Below are 20,665 nucleotides of genomic sequence, written 5' to 3'. Positions count from 1 at the left end.
GGCATCCCGGGTGCTCCGCGCACGGTTTGTCTACCGGTTGGCCACCGCCTGCTTGATCAGCGTCTTGCTGAAGTCCCACATCAGCCCGCCCCCGCTGTGCGCGTCGTCCATCACATCCGTGAAGGCGTCCACGAACCGGTCCACCTCCTCTTCCCCGATGACCAGGGGCGGGATCAGCTTGATCACCTCCAGGTGGTCGCCGGAGACCTGGGTGAGGATGCGGTGCCGTTGCAGCAGCGGGACGACCACCATCTGGGCGAACAGTCCCTTGCGGGCGGCCTGCAGCATGGTCCAGCGGCTGCGCAGCTTCAACGACCGGGGTCTGCCGAACTCGATGCCGATCATCAGCCCCCGGCCGCGGACGTCGGCGAGCAGTTCGTACCTGTCGACCAGCGCCGACAGCCGGGACTTCAGCAGGTCGCCGGTGGCCCGGGCGCCCGCGACGATCTGCTCGCTCTCCATCACGGACAGCACGGCCAGTCCCGCCGCCATGGCCTGCGCGTTTGAACCGAAGCTCGCCGAGTGGACCAGCACCCGGTCCATGGACGAGTAGACCTTCCGGAAGATCCAGTCCTTGCCGAGGGTGGCGCCGACCGGCACATAACCGCCGGACAGCGCTTTGGCGACACACACCAGGTCGGGTTCGACGCCTTCCTCGTGCTGGTAGGCGTAGAAGTCTCCGGTGCGTCCCAGTCCCGTCTGCACCTCATCGGCGATGAGCAGCGCCTTGTGCCGGTGCAGCAGCTCCTGGGCGGCCCGCAGATAACCCGGGGGCGCCTCGTGCACGCCCTTGCCCTGGATGGGCTCGACGACCAGCGCGGCGACGTCACCCTTCTTCACCTCCCGGGCCAGGGCGTCGAGATCACCGAGCGGGACGGCCGTGTCGGGCAGCAGCGGGGCGAATCCGTCCCGGAAGCCTTCCTCGCCGTTGACCGACAGCGAGCCGGTGGTCAGTCCGTGGAAGGCGTGCTCGCAGTACAGGATCCTGGGTCTACCGGTGGCGTAGCGGGCGAACTTCAGCGCGGTCTCGACCGCCTCCGTCCCGCTGTTGCCGAAGAACACCCGGTCCAGGTGCGGACTGTGGGCGAGCAGCTTCTCGGCCAGCAGCCCGGGCAGCGGCTGACAGTCGAAGCGGGTCAGGTCGGCGAGCTGGGCGTCCAGGACGTCGTGCAGGGCCTTGCGGACGACGGGGTGGTGGCGGCCCAGGCCCATCACCCCGAATCCGGCGAGCATGTCCAGGTAGTCGTTGCCGTCCGCGTCCCAGAAGTGGGCGCCCTCGCCGCGCTCGTAGACCTTGTCGAAGCCGATGGTGTGCAGCATGCGCGGGAGCTGGTGGTTCAGGTACTTGGTGTGCAGCTCGTAGCGCTCGGCTCCGCGCTCGGCCAGCAGCGCGCCGAGGTCGAACTCCCCGGCCCGCGAGGAGGGCGACGCGGATTTGGCGGTCGTCATTCCTGTTTCTCCTTGGACAGCGCTTTCTGTTCCGTCGTGGCCGACGTTTTCTGTTCCCTCGGCACTTCCTGTTCCGACCTGGACGGCGATTCCTGGGCGCTCGGGCCCGAGTTCTGGGCGGGCAGCGTCGCCGCCTTGACGGCCAGACTCGCGCCGATGCGTCCGGCGACCTCGACCGGGGTGAGGCCGATGTCGGCGAGCACCTCGCCCCGCTTGGCGTGCGCGAGGAACTGTTCGGGGATGCCGAACCGCCGTACCGGGACGTCGACTTCGGCATCACCCAGGGCGAGCGCCACCGCGGCGCCCACACCGGAGGCGCGGCTGTTGTCCTCGACGACGGCGACCAGGCGGTGTGCGGCGGCGAGGCCGGGGAGCGCCGGGTCGACGGGCTTGACCCAACGGGGGTCGACGACGGTGCAGCCGATGCCCCGGGCCTCCAGCAGCTCGGCGGCCTGGAGGCAGACCGGCGCCATCACGCCCACGGCGACCAGGAGCACCTCGGGCCGGTCCGCGCGGTGCAGGACGTCCAGTCCGCCCACCCGGTCGACCGCCGGGATCACCGGCCCCACCGACTCCTTCGGGAAGCGGACCAGGGTCGGCGCGTCGTCCACCGCGACGGCCTCTCTGAGCTGAGCCCGCAACTGGTCGGCGTCGCGCGGCGCGGCGATCCTGAGGCCGGGCACGACCTGGAGGATCGACATGTCCCACATCCCGTTGTGGGAGGCCCCGTCGACGCCCGTCACCCCGGCCCGGTCCAGCACGAAGGTGACGCCGCAGCGGTGCAGGGCGACATCCATCAGGAGCTGGTCGAAGGCGCGGTTCAGGAAGGTCGCGTAGACGGCGACGACGGGGTGCAGCCCGCCCGTCGCCAGGCCGGCCGCGGACACCGCCGCGTGCTGCTCGGCGATGCCGACGTCCCACACCCGGCCCGGGAAGCGGGCCGCGAACCCGCCGAGTCCCACCGGGTGCAGCATGGCGGCCGTGATCGCCACGACGTCGTCCCGCTCTTCCCCGATCCGCACCATCTCCTCGCCGAACACCGAGGTCCAGGACGGCCCGTTGGACGGTGTGAGCGGCTCGCAGGTGAGCGGGTCCATCACCCCGACGGTGTGGAAGTGGTCCTCCTCGTGCGCCAACGCCGGTTCGTAGCCGCGCCCCTTCTCGGTGAGGCAGTGCACGAGCACCGGCCCGTGGAAGCGCTTGGCGCGCCGGAGCGCCGACTCGACGGCCTTGAGGTCGTGCCCGTCGATCGGGCCGACGTACTTGAGTCCGAGGTCCTCGAACATGCCCTGCGGCGCGAAGGCGTCCTTGAAGCCCTTCTTGGCGCCGTGCAGCGATTCATAGACCGTGCCGCCGACCAGCGGGGTCCGCAGCAGTACGTCCTTCCCCCAGGCCAGGACCTTCTCGTAGCCGTCGGTCGTACGCAGCGTGGCCAGGTGGTTGGCGAGGCCGCCGATGGTCGGCGCGTAGGACCGCTCGTTGTCGTTGACGACGATGATCAGCGGCCGGTCCTTGGCGGCCGCGATGTTGTTGAGCGCTTCCCAGGCCATGCCGCCGGTCAGCGCGCCGTCGCCGATGACCGCGACCACATGGCCCTGCTCGCCCTGCACCTGGCGGGCCTTGGCGAGCCCGTCGGCCCAGCCGAGCGCGGTGGAGGCGTGGCTGTTCTCGATGACGTCGTGCTCGGACTCCTCGCGCGAGGGGTAGCCGGAGAGGCCGCCCTTGCCGCGCAGTTTGGAGAAGTCCTGACGGCCCGTCAGCAGCTTGTGCACATAGCTCTGGTGGCCGGTGTCCCACAGGATGCGGTCGACGGGCGACTCGAAGACCCGGTGGAGCGCGATCGAGAGTTCCACCACCCCCAGATTGGGCCCGAGGTGCCCGCCGGTCCTGGCGACCGCGTGCACCAGGAACTCCCGTATCTCTTCGGACAGTTCACCGAGTTCCGTCTCGGACAGCGCCTTCAGGTCACGTGGTCCCCGGATGTTCTCCAGAATGGTCACGTCGGGCCCCCTCTTCGTCCGTGCTGTTCAGCTCACGGTGACGGCCGGCTCCCCCGAGGCGACGCCGTCCTGCTCCATCTGTTCGGCGATCTTCATCGCCTCTTCGATCAGGGTCTCCACGATCTTCGACTCCGGGACGGTCTTGATGACCTCGCCCTTCACGAAGATCTGCCCCTTGCCGTTGCCGGAGGCGACACCCAGATCGGCCTCCCGCGCCTCTCCGGGGCCGTTCACCACGCAGCCCATGACGGCGACCCTGAGCGGCACCTCCATGCCCTCCAGGCCCGCCGTGACCTCGTCGGCCAGCTTGTAGACGTCGACCTGGGCGCGCCCGCAGGACGGACACGACACGATCTCCAGCCGCCGTTGCCTCAGGTTCAGCGACTCCAGGATCTGGATGCCGACCTTGACCTCCTCGACGGGCGGTGCGCTCAGGGACACCCGGATGGTGTCGCCGATACCCCGGCTGAGCAGGGCCCCGAAGGCCACCGCCGACTTGATCGTCCCCTGGAAGGCGGGGCCGGCCTCGGTGACACCCAGGTGCAGCGGGTAGTCGCACTGCTCCGCCAGCAGCGTGTAGGCGTTGACCATGACCACGGGGTCGTTGTGCTTCACCGAGATCTTGATGTCCCGGAACCCGTGCTCCTCGAAGAGCGAGGCCTCCCACAGGGCCGACTCCACCAGCGCCTCGGGCGTCGCCCTGCCGTACTTCTGGAGGAGGCGCCGGTCCAGCGATCCGGCGTTGACCCCGATCCGGATGGGCGTGCCGTGGTCCTTGGCGGCCCGCGCGATCTCCTTCACCTTGTCGTCGAACTGCTTGATGTTGCCGGGATTGACGCGCACGGCCGCGCAGCCCGCCTCGATCGCGGCGAACACGTACTTCGGCTGGAAGTGGATGTCGGCGATCACCGGGATCTGCGACTTGCGCGCGATGGTCGCGAGAGCGTCCGCGTCGTCCTGCGTGGGGCAGGCGACGCGGACGATCTGGCAGCCGGACGCCGTGAGTTCCGCGATCTGCTGAAGGGTGGCGCCGACGTCGGACGTACGGGTCGTCGTCATCGACTGCACCGACACCGGGGCCCCGCCCCCGACCGCGACCGGCCCGACCTGGATCCGCCGCGACACACGCCGCTCGGCGATCGGCCGGACCGGCACCTCGGGAACGCCCAGGGAAACGGCGCTCACGGCACTACTCGCGGTTTCCGTTGACGGTCTCACGCATGGCCCGCAGCGACTCCTTGAGCGACCCCATGGTGGCCAGCACGGCGGTGGGCTCGTAGCCGCAGTGCGCCATGCAGTTGGCGCAACGCGGGTCCTTGCCGCGGCCGTACTTGTCCCAGTCGGTCTCCTCGATGAGTTCGCGGTACGTCGGCACGTACCCGTCGCTCATCAGGTAGCAGGGACGTTGCCAGCCGAAGAGCGAGTAGTTCGGGATCGCCCAGGCCGTGCACGGGAAGTCGACCTTGCCCTCCAGGAAGTCCAGGAAGAGCGGCGAGTGGTTGAGCCGCCAGCGGCGGCGGTTGCCGCCCGAGAAGGCCTTCTTGAACAGTTCGCGGGTCTGCTCCACGCCCAGGAAGTGCTCCTGGTCGGGCGCCTTCTCATAGGCGTAGGCGGGCGAGATCATCATCTCGTCGACCTTGAGGTCGTCGTTGAGGAAGTTGAGCACCTCGATGATGGTCTGCGGGGTGTCGGTGTTGAAGAAGGTCGAGTTGGTGGTGACCCTGAAGCCCCGCCGCTTGGCCTCCTTGATCGCCTCCACCGCCTCGTCGAAGACGCCCTCCTTCGCGACCGACTCGTCGTGCCGCTCCCGCAGCCCGTCGATGTGCACGGCGAAGGCGAAGTAGGGAGAGGGGGTGAACTTGTCCATCTTCTTGCGCAGCAGCATGGCGTTGGTGCAGAGGAAGACGTACTTCTTCCTCGCCACCAACTGCCGTGCGATCTCATCGATCTGAGGGTGCATCAGCGGCTCACCGCCGGCGATGGACACCATCGGCGCACCGGACTCCAAAACCGCCCCGACGGCCTGCGCCACCGGCATGCGCTGCTTCAGTACCCCGGCCGGGTGCTGGATCTTGCCGCAGCCCTCGCACTTGAGATTGCATGCGAAGAGTGGTTCCAGCTCCACGATGAGCGGGAACTTGTCCCGCTTGCGGAGCTTTTGTTCAGCCAAGTAAGTAGCGACCTTGATGGACTGACGCAGCGGCATGGCCATCTGGCTCACCTCCTGGGGAGCAGCAAGGAACGGTGCCATTCATAGAAAGCGGGAAGGACCGATCGAAGTACACGGAAAGCTGATATTCCACCGCGTACCGTGCCGATCCGGACGAGTTCATGTTCTGGAGCATCCACGACCACCCGGACGGCCGCAACCGGGCGCTCTCCCGTGCGTACGGCGGTCAGGAGCGTGGCCGCGGACTCCATGTCGACCGCGATCGCGCCGGTCGCGAGCAGATCCGACCGTTCGTGACCGCGGACGACGTGATCGGAACCGGTGAGCGGCCCGGTGTGGACGGTGCGCCCGGGAAACGCCCGCGCCAGCTCCTTCACGAGCCGGTCGGTGCCCACGCACGGCACGGTGCCGCGCGGGTCCCGGGTCTCCTCGGCGACGACCAGGTCACCGGGGTGCATACCGGGGGCCAGCCCGGCGCAGAAGCCCGTGGCGAGCACGGCGGCCCCGTCGAGCTCCGGGCCGGCCAGGAGTCGGGTGACGGCCCGTTCGGCCGCCTTCGGTCCCATGCCGGTGCGCAGCACGGTGACCGGCCCGTCGGCGCCGCCGCGGTCGCCGCTGCGCAGGGCGAGGTGCTCGATGCCGAGCGCGCAGGCGATCAGCAGCGGGGCCGGAGCGGGCCGGGTGCCCATCAGCCGGCTCCAGCCCCGGAGAACGGCTCTCCGTGGACGTACCGGCCCAGCGCGGTGAGCGGGAACACCTGCCGGTAGAGGTGGTAGTTGATCGAGAAGTCCCAGGGGAAGCCGGTGCCGGTGAAGTACGGCTCGTCCCAGGAACCGTCCTCGCGCTGGGTGCTCGCGAGCCACTCGATGCCACGCTCGACGGCTTTGGAGTCCCGCTCCCCCGCCGCCAGCAGCGCCATCAGCGCCCACGCGGTCTGTGAGGCGGTGGAGGCGCCGCGTCCGCTCCACTCCTTGGCGTACTTGTAGGAGCGCAGGTCCTCGCCCCAGCCGCCGTCGTCGTTCTGTACCTTCTCCAGCCAGGCCACCGCCCGCCGGATCGCCGGGTGCGCGGCGGGGATCCCGGCCGCGGTCAGGGCGGGCACCACCGACCCGGTGCCGTAGACGTAGTTGACGCCCCAGCGTCCGAACCACGAGCCGTCCGGCTCCTGTTCGGCCAGCAGCCACTCGATGCCGCGTCGGGTGCGCGGATCGTGCGAGAGACCCTCGACGGCCAGCATCTCCACCACGTGCGCGGTGACGTCGGCGGACGGCGGGTCGATGACCTCCCCGAAGTCGCAGAACGGCAGCCTGTTGGGGAACGGACTGGTGTTGTCGACGTCGAAGGCGCCCCACGCGCCGTTCTTCGACTGCATGCCGAGGTTCCAGCGCACCCCGCGCCCGATCGCGTTCTCCACCCGCTCCGGGTCGTGGTGCTTGACCCGACGCAGCGCGAGAACGACCTCGGCGGTGTCGTCGATGTCCGGGTAGTTGTCGTTGTGGAACTCGAAAGCCCAGCCGCCCGGCGGGAGCCCGGGCCGTTTCACCGACCAGTCCCCGGGCCGCACGATCTGTTCGCCGAGCATCCAGTCGGCGGCCCTGACCAGTTGGGGGTGATCGGCGGGCACCCCCGCGTCGGCGAGCGCGATGGTGGCCAGGCAGGTGTCCCAGACCGGCGACTGGCAGGCCTCGATCATCCGGGCCCCGTCCTCGCGCCACACGGCGAACCGGTCGAGCGACTCCAGTCCCGCGCGCATCACGGGGTGTTCGAGGTCGTAGCCGAGCAGGTGCAGGGCGATCACCGAGTACACGGCCGGCGGCTGGATGCCGCCCCAGCAGCCGTCGTTCTCCTGCCGCTCGATGATCCAGCGGGCGGCGGAGTTCATCGCGGCCTTGCGCAGCTTGCGCGGTGCGACCCTGCGCAGCGCGTGCAGGGCCTTGTCGAGTCTTTGGAAGGCGCCGTCCCAACTCGCCACGGGCGCCAGGGGCTTGGGCGGATTGGGGAGGGCCGGGTCGGTGTGCAGCTCGTCGAGCGGGAAGGGCGCGGGCCGCACCGGCCGCTTCGCGGAGACGATCGTCAGCGGGACGATGGTCTGCCGGGCCCAGCACCCGAAGTCGTAGATGTTGAGGGGCACCCAGGTGGGGAAGTAGATCAGCTCCGGCGGCAGTTCGGGCAGGTCCTCCCACTTCCACCAGCCGAACAGGGCCAGCCAGATCCGGGTGAAGACCCGGGCGGCGGCGATTCCGCCCCGCTCGCGGATCCAGGCGGAGGCCTTCGCCATGTGCGGGGCGTCCGGTGCGTCACCGGCGAGGCGGAGGGCGACGTACGCCTCGATGGTGGTGGAGAGTTCGCCCGGGCCGCCGTAGAAGCTCGCCCAGGCGCCGTCCTCGCGCTGTTCGCCGCGGACGAAGAGCGCGGCGGCCCGGGTCGTCTCCTCGTCGCGGATGCCCAGGAACTGCCGCAGCAGCAGATCCTCGGCGTCCATGGTGACGTTGGTCTCCAGGTCGCCCTTCCACCAGCCCTCGGCGTCCTGTCGGGACAGCAGGAAGTCGGTGGATCGTCGCACGGCGCGTACGGCGGCGTCCCGTACGCCCGTGCTCACGGACATGGTGGTGGCTGTTTCGCTGGCCGAGGCTGCGCGGGGCGGCAGGGCCCCGGTGCTTCCGTCGGTCGTCGCTGTCATGGCTTCCCCTTCGTGCAGTCGTACGAGTCGTGCTGCTGTGGGTCCGCCGTCGGCCGGTGCTGTTCTTCCCGCGACACCGGCCGGCGACTACGCGAGGGCTATTCGACCGATAGTGATCATCTCTTTCGTACGACGACGAAGTCGGCCAGCGCCGTGAACCGCGCCCGTACCCGCTCGGGCATGCCCACGGCGTCGAGGGCCTCGATGGCGATGGTGTGCTGACGGCGAGCTTCCTCGGTCGTCCACTCGCGGCCGCCCGCGTCCTCGATGAGGGCGGCCCGGGCCGCGAACTCCTCCTCGGAGAAGTTCTCGAAGTCGCTGCTCTTGGCGTCGGCGGCGAGGATCTCGCCGAGCCGCTCGGAGGCGGCACCGCCCGCCGCGAGCGCGGCCACGACCGGCAGGGACTTCTTGCGCTGGCGCAGATCGCTCCAGGTCTGCTTGCCGGTCGACACCGGGTCGCCCCAGATGCCGAGGAGATCGTCAACGGCCTGGAAGGCGAGGCCGAGGTGGTAGCCGTACTTCTCCAGCGCGTCGGCGGTGCGGTCGTCCGCGCCGCCCAGCACCGCTCCGATGGAGCTGGCGCAGGCCAGCAGGGCGCCGGTCTTGTTGCCCTCCATCTCCAGGCACTCCTCGACGCTGACGCGGTCGCGGTGCTCGTAGGAGATGTCCTGCGCCTGCCCGTCGATCAGTGCGCGGGTCGCGGTGGTGAGGCGGCGGGTGGCGCGACCGGCGTCGGCCGTGCCGAGTTCCAGGAGGACCTCGTTGGCGAGGGCGAACAGGGCGTCGCCGACCAGGATGGCCTGGGCGGGGCCGTGCACCTTCCAGACGGTGTCGCGGTGCCGGCGCTGTTCGTCGCCGTCCATCAGGTCGTCGTGCAGCAGGGAGAAGTTGTGGACCAGCTCGACGGCGACCGCGCCGGGGATGCCGGTCTCGGGCGCGGCGCCGGTGACCTCGGCGGACAGCACCGCGAGGGCGGGCCGTACGGCTTTGCCGCCGTCGCCGTCCGCGGGGTTGCCCTGGGCGTCGATCCAGCCGAAGTGGTAGGCGGCGACGGTGTCCATGGGGGGTGCCAGGCGGTCCACGGCCGCCCGCAGCACCGGTGTGGCCAGGGTCCGGCCGCGCTCCAGGAGCGCGGCGACGTCCACCGCGGTCCGCCGGGCGGCCGTCTCGGCCGGGGGCACAGTGGGCACAGTCTCTCCTCTTGTTGCGGTACCGGAGGTGCGGGGACCTGCCGTGCCGTGCTGATCGGCCTTCACCGGGCCCCACCTCGCAGTGAGACGCCGGTTCCCTCCCGTGTCGGGGCGGGGACCTGGGGGGTGTCGTCTCCCGGGACGACGCGATGGGCCGTCTCCTCGAACTCGAAGAGACGGTGGGGACGGGGGCGGCCGAGGGCGCCGAGTGCGGCGTCGGCCGCGCTCACTCCGCTGCGGACCGCGCTCTCCATGGTCGCGGGCCACCCGGTGGCGGTCCACGCCCCGGCCAGGTAGAGGCCGGGTGCCTTGGTGCGGGCGCCGGGCCTGAGGCGCCCGACGCCGGGGGCGGGCGCGAACGTCGCCGTACGCTCCCTGGTCACGAAGAAGTCCCGCACCTCGGCCTCCCGGGTGCGGGGCAGCAGCCGTTCCAGCTCGGGCAGGTAGCGCTCGCGCAGGGCCGCGACCGGTTCGTCGATCTCGTCGTGCGCGGCCGACTGGGAGAGGGCGAGGTACTGGCCCCGGCGCAGCCCGGACGCCTCGGTCCGGTCGAACACCCACTGCACGGGGGTGCCGAGGGCCGCGAAGAACGGTACGCCGAGCACCTTCCGGTCGTAGACCACATGGACGTTGAGGATCGGCGCGGTACCGATCCGCAGCAGACGTTCGGGCGCGTCGAGGGCCCCGTCCGGCAGCAGATCGTGGGCCTCGCGCTGCGGTACGGCGAGAACGACCGCGTCCGTCCGAAGCGTTTCCCCGGGAACCTGAACGCTCCAAGTCCCGTTTTCGTCAGTAGAGATGGAGGTGACGCGTGTACGGACCTCGGTACGCACGCCCGCGGAGTCGAGCGCCTTGCGGGCCAGCCGGTCATGCAGTTCGCCCAGCGGGACATGCGCCCATCCGATGTCGGCCGCGCCCGGGTCGGACAGCAGACCGGTCTTGAACACCATCGCGGCGAGCCCGAGCGAGGCGTCGCCCGCGACCGCGTTGAGGGTGGCGACCCCGACCAGGTCCCACAGGGCCTCGACGGCACGCGCCGACTGACCGTGCGCGGTCAGCCAGCTGCCGAAGTCCTGGGTGTCCAGGGTCGGATCGGTGAGGTCGAGCCCCTTGAGCGCGAGCGCGGCCCGCCCGACCTTGGCACGTTCGGCGAGCGAGAGATGCGGATACGTGGCGAGGCTGCGCCCAAGATGCAGGGGCACCGGCAGCGCGTCGCGCCGGAGCCTGCCGAGCCGCCGCCCCTCGGGCCGGTCGGCATCGAGTACGGGCACGTCGAGGCGATCCTGCAGCGGAGCCAGCGCCGCGCCCTCGATCCGGTCCAGGAACCAGCGGTACGCGGTGCAGCAGCGCAGGTAGACGTGCTGTCCGTTGTCGACGGTCAGTCCGTCGCGCTGGAAGGAGAAGGCGAGCCCGCCCAGGCGTGGCCGGCCTTCGAGCAACGTCACCCGGACCCCGGCGTCGGCGAGCGCGAGCGCGGCGGTGATCCCGGCCAGTCCGCCACCGATCACGACGGCGTCCGGCCCGAAGCGTGCGGGCGTGTGGGCGAGCGGCTCGTCGGACCGCGTGCCGTCGGTCATGGTGCGCCCTCCCCTGCCCGGCCCCCGCACAGGTCGAACGGGGCACGGCTGATCGTCGCAGTCAGGGACGCCGTAGCCCGCCGGAGGGTTGCGTGCCGCTTTTCTCCGACGGCATCACCTTGGACCGGATTGTCCATCAGGCGCGCCTCCTGACGGTCATACGGGTCACATGCCGGGCGTCCAGGCCGGACAGGCCGCGCACGGCGACATACGCCTTCTCCCGCCCGGGCAGCGAGACCCGGCCGCGCAGCACGGCCTCCGGGTCGCGCTCGATCCGGCCCAGGAGGCGGCGGTAGATGCCGGCCATGGCGGCGACACAGGCGCCGCTGCGCCGGTCGAGCATGGGGAGCAGCCGGTAGCCCTCGGCGAACAGGGCGCGGGCCCGGCGCACTTCGAAGTGCACGAGGCCCGCGAAGTCGGCGCCCTCAGGTGGTTTCGGCCCGTTGAAGCCGGCCGAGCAGCCGAACTTGGCGAGGTCGTCGGCGGGCAGGTAGGTACGCCCGCCTTCGGCGTCCTCGCGGACGTCCCGCAGGATGTTGGTGAGCTGGAGCGCGAGCCCGAGCGTGTCGGCGTACTCCGGCGCGCGTTCCACGCCACGCGCCCCTTGTTCCGTACCGAACACCCCGAGCGACAACCGCCCGATGGCGCCGGCCACACAGCGGCAGTACACCTTCAGGTCGTCCCAGGTCTCATAGGTCTCGCCGTGTACGTCCCTCAGCACACCGTCGATGAGTTCGTCCAGGCCGCCGAGCGGGATGGGAAAGACGTCGGCGGCGTGCGCGAGGGCGACCGCGACGGGATCGGTGTCGTCCTCGCCGACCGCTCCGTCGCGGACCCGGGCCAGCATCGCCCGGGTCTCGTCGAGTCTCTCGCTCTTGACCTCGTCCGCCAGCGCGCCGTCGCCGATGTCGTCGACGCGCCGGGAGAACGCGTACAGCGCCGACATCGCACGGCGCTTGGGCGTCGGCAGCAGCCTGATGCCGTAGGCGAAGTTGCGGGCCTGCTGCCCGGTGACGGTCTCGCAGTAGCTGTAGGCGGCGAGTACCGGTGCGGACACGTATGGTTCCGACTCCACGGTCCGGATCACCCCTCTCCTCGCAGAGTGACGCCCACCTCGCGCAGCAACCGCAGTGTGCCGGGCTTGGGCGGGCCGGGAAGTACGTCGTATTCGGCGGCGGCGATCGCTCGGAGCGCCGCCCTTCCTCCCGCCACGAACCCTGCGAGCAGCAGCTTCAACCTGCCGTGGACGCTACCCACGAGGGGGGCGCCTTCATTCAGGAGATCGTGGGCGCGTTGTGCTTCGTAGGCAACCAGCGCGCGCACCGAGGCGCCCCCGGTTTTCCTGGCGAGATCCGTTTCCTGGACGTGGAAGCGCTTCATGTCCTCGGCGGGCAGGTAGACGCGGTCGCGACCGAGGTCCTCGGCGACGTCCTGGAGGTGCTCGACGATCTGCAGGGCCGTGCAGATCGCGTCGGAGCGCCGGATCCGCTCGGGGGTCGAGGTGCCGGTCACGGCGAGGACCAGGCGGCCGACGGGGTTGGCGGACAGCTCGCAGTACGCGAGGAGGTCGCCGTAGGTCTCGTAGCGCGTGACCGTCTGGTCCTGGCGGTTCGCGGCGATCAGGCCGAGGAAGGGCTCGGGGGTGAGCGCGTGACGGCGGACGGTCGGCTGGAGGCGGCGCAGCAGGGGGTGGCGCGGGGTGGCGTCGAAGACACGGCGGAGGTCGGCTTCGAAGGCGTCCAGCAGCGCCATCCGGTCCTCGGCCGCCCCGGGTGGCACACCGAGCAGGCGGGCGTCGGCGCCACCGGGTGCCAGGTCGCCGTCACCGATGTCGTCGACGAGGCGGGCGAAGCCGTAGACGGCCATGAGGTCGGTGCGCCAGGCTGCGGGCAGAAAGAAGGGCGCCACGGGAAAATTCTCCGCGGCGGCCTTGTCGAGCGTGCCGCGCTCCGCCGCGCCGGGGCGGATCGTGCCGGTTCCCGTCACCGCCGGCTGCCCGGAGCGGGGACGGCGCACGCTGCGTGGAGCTGGGGAGTTTCCGTAGCCATTGCCGTCACATCTCCCGTTCTACACCGCCGACCCAATGCGCACTATTTCGGACACGCCGCCCGACCGTTCGTGCGACGGCGCGGCGGAGGATGTCGTGCATTATCGCCCCACTTGCCGCGTTTTCGGGACCGGTACAGCTTACGTTGTACAACGCGGCGTGGTTCGCTGGGGTGTCCTGCAGATCACAACAACACACCGATTGGGCCCAAGATTCCCAAGACGGGCCGAAGTTGACGTTTCCTTTGCAGACGCTCAGGCCCGCCGGAGCAGTTCCGGCGGGGTCCGGGAAAGCGGAACGGTCTCTTTTCGCCCGGGCGCGGATGGGCTACTTGCCCGTGAACTTCTCGTACTCCTTGAGGACCTCGTCGGTCGGGCCGTCCATGCGCAGCTCGCCGCGTTCCAGCCACAGGACGCGGTTGCAGGTGTCACGGATCGACTTGTTGTTGTGACTGACGAGGAACACCGTGCCGGCCTCCTTGCGCAGCTCCCGGATGCGCTCCTCGGAGCGCTTCTGGAACTTGCGGTCGCCGGTGGCCAGCGCCTCGTCGATCATGAGGACGTCGTGGTCCTTCGCGGCGGCGATGGAGAAGCGCAGACGGGCCGCCATCCCGGAGGAGTAGGTACGCATCGGGAGGGTGATGAAGTCGCCCTTCTCGTTGATCCCGGAGAAGTCGACGATCTCCTGGTAGCGCTCCTTGATCTGCTCGCGGGTCATTCCCATGGCCAGCCCGCCCAATATGACGTTCCGCTCGCCGGTGAGGTCGTTCATCAGGGCCGCGTTGACGCCGAGCAGGGACGGCTGGCCGTCGGTGTAGACCTTGCCCTTCTCGGCGGGCAGCAGGCCGGCGATGGCGCGCAGCAGGGTCGACTTGCCGGAGCCGTTGGAGCCGATCAGGCCGACCGCCTCGCCGCGGTAGGCGACGAAGGAGACACCCTTGACGGCGTGCACCTTGCGCACTCCGCGCTCCTCGCCGCGCTTGACGATGCGACTGAGGGCCGCGGTGGCGCTGCCCTTACCGGTCTTGGCGCCGTTGACGCGGTAGACGATGTGCAGCTCGTCCGCGATGACGGTGGGGATCCGCGCGTCCTCGATGTTCTCAGCCACGGCCGTACCGCTCCTCCGCCTTCCAGAAGTACACGAAGCCGCCGAGCGCGAAGAGCACGGCCCAGCCGCCGGCCGCCGCCCACACGTGGTCGGGCAGGTTCTCGGAGCCGTAGCCCTCGATGAGGGCGAAACGCATCAGGTCCATGTAGATCGCGGCCGGGTTCCACTGCAGGACGCCTGCGATCCAGGCCGGCTTGTCCTCCAGCATGATCTTGATGGAGAACATCACGCCGGACGCGTACATCCAGGTACGCATCACGAACGGCATCAGCTGGGCGAGGTCGGGGGTCTTGGCGCCCGCCCGGGCCATGATCAGCGACAGGCCGGTGTTGAAGAGGAACTGCAGGGCGAGCACCGGGACGATCAGCACCCAGGACAGGTCCGGGTAGCTGCCGAAGGCGATCACCACGATGAACACCACGACCATCGAGAACAGCAGTTGCTGGAGCTGCTGCAGCGCGAAGGAGACCGGCAGCGAGGCGCGCGGGAAGTGCAGCGCGCGCACCAGGCCGAGGTTGCCGGAGATCGCGCGGACGCCCGCCATCACCGAGCTCTGGGTGAAGGTGAACACGAACACGCCCGTGACCAGGAACGGGATGTACACGTCCCGCGGCATGCCGCGTCCGGCGTTCAGGATGACGCCGAAGATGAAGAAGTACACGGCCGCGTTCAGCAGCGGGGTGGCCACCTGCCACAGCTGCCCGAGCTTGGCCTGGCTGTACTGGGCGGTCAGCTTCGCCCGCGAGAACGCGAGGATGAAGTGGCGCCGGTCCCAGAGCTGGCGGACGTACTCGGCCAGGGACGGCCGGGCGCCGCTCACGGTCAGTCCGTGCTTGGCGGCGAGCTGAGCCGCCGTGAGGCCCTCGTCGGCCGGCCCGGGCGCGCTCACCGCGACCGTGCCGTCGTGCGTTGTCTCACTCACTAGTGGAAACTTTCGTGTTCGAGATGCGCAGCCTGTGCGGGCATGCCATGGGCCGGGGGCCCCGGTACGGGCCCGGGGCCTCGGTACGGCCCGGTTGCTGTCGGATACGAGCTTGTCAGATGACGGGGGGCCGGCCCAGTCGAGTCAGCCGCCACACGGTACGCCACTTCATGGCCCGGCGCGGCCCACACGGCGTGCTCCAGCCTTCCCGGAACCCGCCGAGCCAGGCCTTCAGTGCGGACCGCGAGGGGCGCCGCAGCAGGGTGAGCAGCAGCCAGACGCCCAGGTAGACGGGGACCAGGGGCGCGGGGAGGTTCCGGCGGGCGAGCCAGACCCGGTTGCGGGCGACCATGCGGTGGTAGACCGCGTGCCGTGAGGGCGCGGTCGTCGGGTGGTACAGCACCATGTCCGACCGGTAGTCGATCATCCAGCCCGCGTCGAGGGCCCGCCATGCCAGGTCGGTTTCCTCGTGTGCGTAGAAGAACTCGTCGGGGAGTCCGCCGACTTCGGCGAAGACCTTCGTACGGACGGCGTTGGCGCCGCCGAGGAAGGTGGTGACCCGGGAGGAGCGCATCGGGTCGGCGGCGCGCAGCCGCGGGACGTGGCGGCGCTGGGTGATTCCGGTCTCGGGGTCGGCGATGCGGAAGCTGATGATGCCGAGTCTCGGGTCGGACGCGAAGGCCTGCCGGCACAGTTCGGCGGTGTCGTGGCCGGCCAGGAGGCCGTCGTCGTCCAGGAACATCAGGATGTCGACGTCGCGGCCGCCGGGGCCGAAGGCCTCGATGCCGACGTTGCGGCCGCCCGGGATGCCGAGGTTCTCCGGCAGCTCGATGGTCCGGACGCCCTCGGGAACGTCCGGGACGGGCGAGCCGTTGCCGACCACGACCACCTCGACCCGGTCGCCGTCCTGCTTGGCGACCGAGTCGAGCAGGGCGCGCAGCTCCTCGGGGCGGTTGCCCATGGTGATGATCACCGCGCCGACCTTCAGGCCCGGGTTCATCGCAGCCTGCTCGACACGAGGATGGACACGAGGTGCAGCAGGGTCTGGAGCAGGGCGATGCCGGCCAGCACGGCGACGCCGAGCCGGGTGAAGAACAGGTCGCCGCGCGCCTGGTCGACGATCGCCAGGACGAGGATCAGCAGGGACGCCTCTATACCGAGCACCAGACGGTGGAACTTCAGCGCGGCGGCGGCCTTGCGGGCCAGCGCCATCCCGGAGGAACGGGGCTCGGACGCGGCCTCCTTGACGGGCGGCAGTCCGCCCTGGTGGCGGGCCACCCCGACCAGGTCGGTCTCGGCCTTGATCAGGATCGCGCCGAGGGCGGCGAGCGTGCCCAGGAAGGCCCACAGCCAGTCGATCCGCCCGGAGCCCCACAGGTCGGCGGCGCGCAGACCGAAGCCGACGAGCACCGCGGCGTCGGTCAGGTAGGCGCCGACCCGGTCCAGGTAGACCCCGCCGAGGGAGAACTGCTGTCTCCAGCGGGCGATCTCACCGTCGACGCAGTCCAGCAGCAGGTACAGCTGGACCATGACCACGCCGAGCACGGCCCCCGGGATCCCCGGCACCAGCAGGGCCGGGGCCGCGAGGACGCCGCAGACGGTCATCAGGTACGTGAGCTGGTTGGGCGTGACCCTGGTGTTGACCAGGTAGCGGTCGACCCGCAGGGACACCTCTCGCATGTAGAGGCGCCCCATCCAGTGCTCACCGCTGCGCCGGTCCTTCACCCCCGCGGGGTGGACGACCGGACGGAGTTCAGCTACCGATGGCCTTGACATAGTCGGCGTAGATGTCCTTGATCTGTTCGGTCTTGAGGTCGAGGTGTTCGAGGATCGTGTATCGGCCGGGCCGGGTCTGAGGGGCGTACTCCACGGCACGGACGAACTCGTCCGTGGTGAAGCCGATCTCCTCCGGCAGCACCGGCAGCCCGTGCCGGCGCAGCACCTCGGCCATGTAGGCCGACTCCTCGTGGGCTCCGCGCAGGTACATCGCGAAGGCCGCGCCGAGTCCGCACTGCTCGCCGTGGGCGGCGGCCCGCTTGGGGAACAGCAGGTCGAAGGCGTGGTTGATCTCGTGGCAGGCCCCGGAGGACGGGCGGGAGTCGCCCGACACCGACATGGCGATACCGGTGAGGACCAGTGCCTCGGCCAACACCTGCAGGAAGGCGTCGTCACCGACTCCGCCCGGGTGCCTGAGCACCGCCTCGCCGGCCTGGCGGGCCATCGCCGAGGCGAGACCGTCGATCTTCTCGCCCTTGATGCGGTTGGCGAGCTCCCAGTCGGCGACCGCGGAGATGTTGGAGATGGCGTCGCCGATGCCGGAGCGGACGAAGCGGACGGGTGCCTCGCGGATCACGTTCAGGTCGATGACCACCGCGATCGGGTTCGGCACACCGTACGAGCCGCGGCCCGCGTCGTTGTCGAGGGTGGCGACCGGCGAACACAGGCCGTCGTGCGCGAGGTTGGTGGCGACGGCGACCAGCGGGAGGCCGACGCGTGCCGCCGCGAACTTGGCACAGTCGATGATCTTCCCGCCGCCGAGGCCCACGACGGCGTCGTAGTGGCCGGCCTTTATGTCACTGGCCAGCCGGACCGCGTCGTCGATCGTGCCGCCGCCGACCTCGTACCAGGTGGCGCCGGGCAGGGTGGGGGCGATCCGCTCACGCAGCCGGGCGCCCGAGCCGCCGCTGACGGCGATCGCGAGCTTGCCGGAGTGCGAGATGCGCTCGTCGGCGAGGACGCAGCCCAGGTCGTCGAGGGCACCCGGGCGGATGTCGACGACGAGCGGGGAGGGGATGAGCCGGGTCAGTACTGGCACGCGATCTCCCGTCCGCGGGCGAGATCGTCGTGGTTGTCGATCTCCACCCACTTGACGTCGCCGATCGGTGCCACGTCGATACGGAAGCCGCGGTTCACGAGTTCCTGGTAGCCGTGCTCGTAGAACTGCTGCGGGTCCGTCTCCCAGACCGCCTTGAGCGCGTCGGCCAGTTCCGGGGCCGCGTCGCCCTCGATGAGGGTGACGCCGATGTACTCGCCGGTCGCCTCGGCCGGGTCCATCAGCTTGGTGATCTTCGTCATGCCCTTGCCGGGGTCGACGACGACCTTCATCTCCTCGTCCGCGAGGGACTTCACCGTGTCCAGTGCGAGGATGATCTTCTTGCCGTCGCCGCGGGCGGCGAGCAGCGTCTTCTCGACGGAGACCGGGTGGACGGTGTCGCCGTTGGCGAGGATCACACCGTCCTTGAGGGCGTCACGTCCGCACCACAGGGAGTAGGCGTTGTTCCACTCCTCGGCCTTGTCGTTGTCGATCAGGGTGAGCTTGAGGCCGTACTTCTCCTCAAGGGCAGCCTTGCGGTCGTACACGGCCTCCTTGCGGTAGCCGACGATGATCGCGACCTCGGTCAGACCGATCTCGGCGAAGTTGCCGAGCGTCAGGTCCAGGACCGTCGGTTCGCCCTCTATACCCGCGGGCCCCACCGGCACCAGTGCCTTGGGAAGGCTGTCGGTGTAGGGGCGCAGACGCCGTCCGGCGCCGGCCGCCAGCACGAGGCCGATCATGCGGGTTCTCCTTCGTCGTGTACGGCGGGCGCGCCACCCTGATGGGCAGCCACCCAGAAACGGATGCTCTCGACGAGCACCACCAGGGCGACGGCCACGGCGAGGACCGTGAGCGCGACCGTGAACTGCGAGGCGGTAAGCACCGCGGCCAGGACGGCGACGAGCAGCGTCCGCCCTTCGTGCCCCCCGATGACGCGCACCAGCCAGGCCGGGGGTGATCCGGCGTCGCCGCGGATGCGGTACACCGTGTCGTAGTGATGGTAGGCGACGGCCGCCACCAGGCCGAAAGCCGCAGGAAGGGCCCCTTGTACGTCCGCCTGGGCCGCCAGGATCAGGACGGTGCCGTATTCGGCGGCGCGGAAGAGCGGAGGGACGAGCCAGTCGAGGGAGCCCTTGAGGGGGCGGTACAGCGCCTGGCCGGCGGTGACGGTGTAGACGACGGCGCCCGCGACCGGCGCCCAGGTCACACCGGAGAAGAGGGCCACGGCGAGGACGGCCGTTCCGGCGAGCGCCACCAGAAGCGGGGCGCCGAGCCGGACGCGGGTGGCACGCGCCACGAGGGCGGCGAGCGGCCCGTTGTCCGCGAGGTCCGCCAGCGCCCGCGCCGCCCGGTCCGTGCGCTGTGCCTTACGGGTCAGGGACCGCAGCACCCGGCCCGCGGTGGTGTAGGTCGCCGCGAACGCGCAGCCGATGAGCAGCGCGTAGAAGGTGATACGAGGAGTGGTCACCGCCGTCAGAACGGCGATCATCGCCCAGCGTTCACCGATCGGCAGGACGATCATCCGCCGTATCCACACCGTCCAGCCGACGCTGTCGAGCTTGTCGGAGAGGGCCGCGGTGGGGCTTGTGTTGGCGGTGGCGTCGTGGTTGGCCTCGTTGAAGGAGAAGTCCACGACGTGCCGGCAGGTCTGCAGGACCATGGCGCCCAGGGCCAGGGCCCATACGTCGTCGCCGCCCCGGGCGGCGCCCAGGGCGAGGCCCGCGTAGTAGGCGTACTCCTTGGCCCGGTCGAAGGTGGCGTCCAGCCAGGCGCCGAGCGTGGAGTACTGGAGGGAGTAGCGGGCGATCTGTCCGTCGACGCAGTCCAGGACGAAGGACGCGATCAGCAGCACGCCGGCCGCGACGAAGCCGCCCCGGGTGCCGGTGGCCGCGCAGCCCGCCGCTATCAGGGCGGTGAGCAGGGAGGCGGTGGTGACCTGATTCGGGGTCAGGCCCAGGCGGGCGCACCAGCGGGCGATGTAGCGGGAGTACGGGCTGATGAAGTAGGTGGTGAAGAAGCCGTCGCGGGCCTTCACGGCCGACTTCAGGCGTATCGCCTCGTCGTCGACGGCGGCGACGGCCTGCCGGGCCTCGTTGCCGGCCTGCGCGTCGGCGGGCACGGCGGCGACCAGGCGGCCGAGTTCGGGGCGGTGCACGGCGGTGCCGTCGGCGTCGAGGGCGGTGACGATGCGGTCGGCGAGGCTGTCCACGGCGAGGGCGGTGCCGCCGCCCGCGGAGTTCTCGCGGGCCATCGCCCGGGTCAGGGCTTGCCGGCCGGCCGGCTGGGCGGTCACGGCCCCGGTGACCGCGGAGAGCGGGAAACGGGGGTCGGTGAGGCCGAGGCGCAGCGCGTGCAGGTGGCCCACGAAGCGGGCGTCGACCACGGCGACCCGCTGGTCACCGGGGACCTGGGCGAGCTGGGTCTCGGCCTCCGCGGCGTCCGAGGCGATCCGGACGTCGAAACCGAGGGACCGCAGATCACCCTCGATCGACGATCCGGGGACCGGCTGACCGGTGAGGATGGCGGTCGACAACCGAACTCACTCCCTGGGTGCCGACGCGCGGGCGCCGGGCATGTGCATGGTGGGGGCGCCCCTTGGCGTCGCATGGCTTTACCAGGCGGGCGGCATGTCGGCAGAGGCTATCGGATACCCGGAAGACCGCGTTCACCGCCCGTTCAGGTGCCGATCAACGTCGTCTCCTCCGGCC

The 20,665-nt window shown here is 70.4% G+C and carries 18 protein-coding genes; all 18 read right to left on the bottom strand.

Translation table 11 applies throughout. From position 1 onward, the window contains the following. Window positions 1–30: 30 nt before the first annotated feature. Complete coding sequence (locus tag ABZ027_RS22590; protein ID WP_356771034.1) at window positions 31–1,449, bottom strand: aspartate aminotransferase family protein; 1,419 nt, start codon at window positions 1,447–1,449, stop codon at window positions 31–33. Further along, window positions 1,446–3,449 carry a 1-deoxy-D-xylulose-5-phosphate synthase gene (dxs, locus tag ABZ027_RS22585; RefSeq protein WP_356771032.1) on the bottom strand — a complete coding sequence of 668 codons (2,004 nt, stop codon included), beginning with the start codon at window positions 3,447–3,449 and terminating at the stop codon, window positions 1,446–1,448. Before dxs ends, ABZ027_RS22590 begins: the two co-directional genes overlap by 4 nt. A 27-nt stretch (window positions 3,450–3,476) precedes the next feature. Beyond that, window positions 3,477–4,634, bottom strand: a complete 1,158-nt coding sequence (gene ispG, locus ABZ027_RS22580) for a flavodoxin-dependent (E)-4-hydroxy-3-methylbut-2-enyl-diphosphate synthase (protein ID WP_356771030.1) — start codon at window positions 4,632–4,634, stop codon at window positions 3,477–3,479. A 4-nt stretch (window positions 4,635–4,638) separates the two neighbouring features. Next, the gene (gene hpnH, locus ABZ027_RS22575) at window positions 4,639–5,661 is read right to left on the bottom strand and encodes an adenosyl-hopene transferase HpnH (protein ID WP_356771028.1); all 1,023 of its coding nucleotides are present in this window, start codon (window positions 5,659–5,661) and stop codon (window positions 4,639–4,641) included. Between the two features lie 5 nt (window positions 5,662–5,666). Next, on the bottom strand, window positions 5,667–6,308 hold the full coding sequence (locus ABZ027_RS22570; protein WP_356771026.1) for a 1-hydroxy-2-methyl-2-butenyl 4-diphosphate reductase: 642 nt from the start codon (window positions 6,306–6,308) through the stop codon (window positions 5,667–5,669). Beyond that, a complete protein-coding gene (gene shc, locus ABZ027_RS22565; RefSeq protein ID WP_356771024.1) occupies window positions 6,308–8,299 on the bottom strand; it encodes a squalene--hopene cyclase in 1,992 nt (663 codons plus the stop codon). The genes ABZ027_RS22570 and shc overlap by 1 nt, the downstream gene beginning before the upstream one ends. Window positions 8,300–8,415: 116 nt before the next feature. Then, a complete protein-coding gene (locus ABZ027_RS22560; protein ID WP_356771062.1) occupies window positions 8,416–9,480 on the bottom strand; it encodes a polyprenyl synthetase family protein in 1,065 nt (354 codons plus the stop codon). Window positions 9,481–9,551: 71 nt separating this feature from the next. Further along, window positions 9,552–11,066 carry a hydroxysqualene dehydroxylase HpnE gene (gene hpnE / locus ABZ027_RS22555; protein WP_356771022.1) on the bottom strand — a complete coding sequence of 505 codons (1,515 nt, stop codon included), beginning with the start codon at window positions 11,064–11,066 and terminating at the stop codon, window positions 9,552–9,554. Continuing rightward, window positions 11,063–11,203 (bottom strand): DUF6380 family protein, encoded by a 141-nt coding sequence (locus ABZ027_RS22550; protein WP_356771020.1) that lies wholly within the window; start codon window positions 11,201–11,203, stop codon window positions 11,063–11,065. Before ABZ027_RS22550 ends, hpnE begins: the two co-directional genes overlap by 4 nt. Next, on the bottom strand, window positions 11,203–12,153 hold the full coding sequence (hpnD, locus tag ABZ027_RS22545) for a presqualene diphosphate synthase HpnD (protein ID WP_356771018.1): 951 nt from the start codon (window positions 12,151–12,153) through the stop codon (window positions 11,203–11,205). Before hpnD ends, ABZ027_RS22550 begins: the two co-directional genes overlap by 1 nt. Beyond that, window positions 12,150–13,052, bottom strand: coding sequence for a squalene synthase HpnC (gene hpnC / locus ABZ027_RS22540; protein WP_356771016.1), 903 nt, complete (start codon window positions 13,050–13,052; stop codon window positions 12,150–12,152). The genes hpnD and hpnC overlap by 4 nt, the downstream gene beginning before the upstream one ends. Before the next feature lie 388 nt (window positions 13,053–13,440). Next, window positions 13,441–14,220, bottom strand: a complete 780-nt coding sequence (locus ABZ027_RS22535) for an ABC transporter ATP-binding protein (protein WP_356771014.1) — start codon at window positions 14,218–14,220, stop codon at window positions 13,441–13,443. Continuing rightward, window positions 14,213–15,142, bottom strand: a complete 930-nt coding sequence (locus tag ABZ027_RS22530; protein WP_356771012.1) for an ABC transporter permease — start codon at window positions 15,140–15,142, stop codon at window positions 14,213–14,215. The genes ABZ027_RS22535 and ABZ027_RS22530 overlap by 8 nt, the downstream gene beginning before the upstream one ends. A gap of 115 nt (window positions 15,143–15,257) precedes the next feature. Continuing rightward, the gene (locus ABZ027_RS22525; RefSeq protein ID WP_356771010.1) at window positions 15,258–16,142 is read right to left on the bottom strand and encodes a glycosyltransferase family 2 protein; all 885 of its coding nucleotides are present in this window, start codon (window positions 16,140–16,142) and stop codon (window positions 15,258–15,260) included. After that, entirely contained in the window at window positions 16,139–16,918 is a 780-nt protein-coding gene (locus ABZ027_RS22520; protein ID WP_356771008.1) for a CDP-alcohol phosphatidyltransferase family protein, read from the bottom strand. The genes ABZ027_RS22525 and ABZ027_RS22520 overlap by 4 nt, the downstream gene beginning before the upstream one ends. Then, window positions 16,896–17,957 carry an iron-containing alcohol dehydrogenase family protein gene (locus tag ABZ027_RS22515; RefSeq protein ID WP_356771006.1) on the bottom strand — a complete coding sequence of 354 codons (1,062 nt, stop codon included), beginning with the start codon at window positions 17,955–17,957 and terminating at the stop codon, window positions 16,896–16,898. Before ABZ027_RS22515 ends, ABZ027_RS22520 begins: the two co-directional genes overlap by 23 nt. Next, entirely contained in the window at window positions 17,945–18,697 is a 753-nt protein-coding gene (locus ABZ027_RS22510; protein ID WP_356771004.1) for a phosphocholine cytidylyltransferase family protein, read from the bottom strand. Before ABZ027_RS22510 ends, ABZ027_RS22515 begins: the two co-directional genes overlap by 13 nt. Then, window positions 18,694–20,490 carry a DUF5941 domain-containing protein gene (locus ABZ027_RS22505; RefSeq protein ID WP_356771002.1) on the bottom strand — a complete coding sequence of 599 codons (1,797 nt, stop codon included), beginning with the start codon at window positions 20,488–20,490 and terminating at the stop codon, window positions 18,694–18,696. The genes ABZ027_RS22510 and ABZ027_RS22505 overlap by 4 nt, the downstream gene beginning before the upstream one ends. Window positions 20,491–20,665: the final 175 nt, after the last annotated feature.

Source organism: Streptomyces sp. NPDC006332, from assembly GCF_040612855.1.
In the GTDB taxonomy this organism is placed as follows: domain Bacteria; phylum Actinomycetota; class Actinomycetes; order Streptomycetales; family Streptomycetaceae; genus Streptomyces.
The sequence above is the reverse complement of the archived record's forward strand: the minus strand, read 5'-3'. Positions and strand labels throughout refer to the sequence as shown.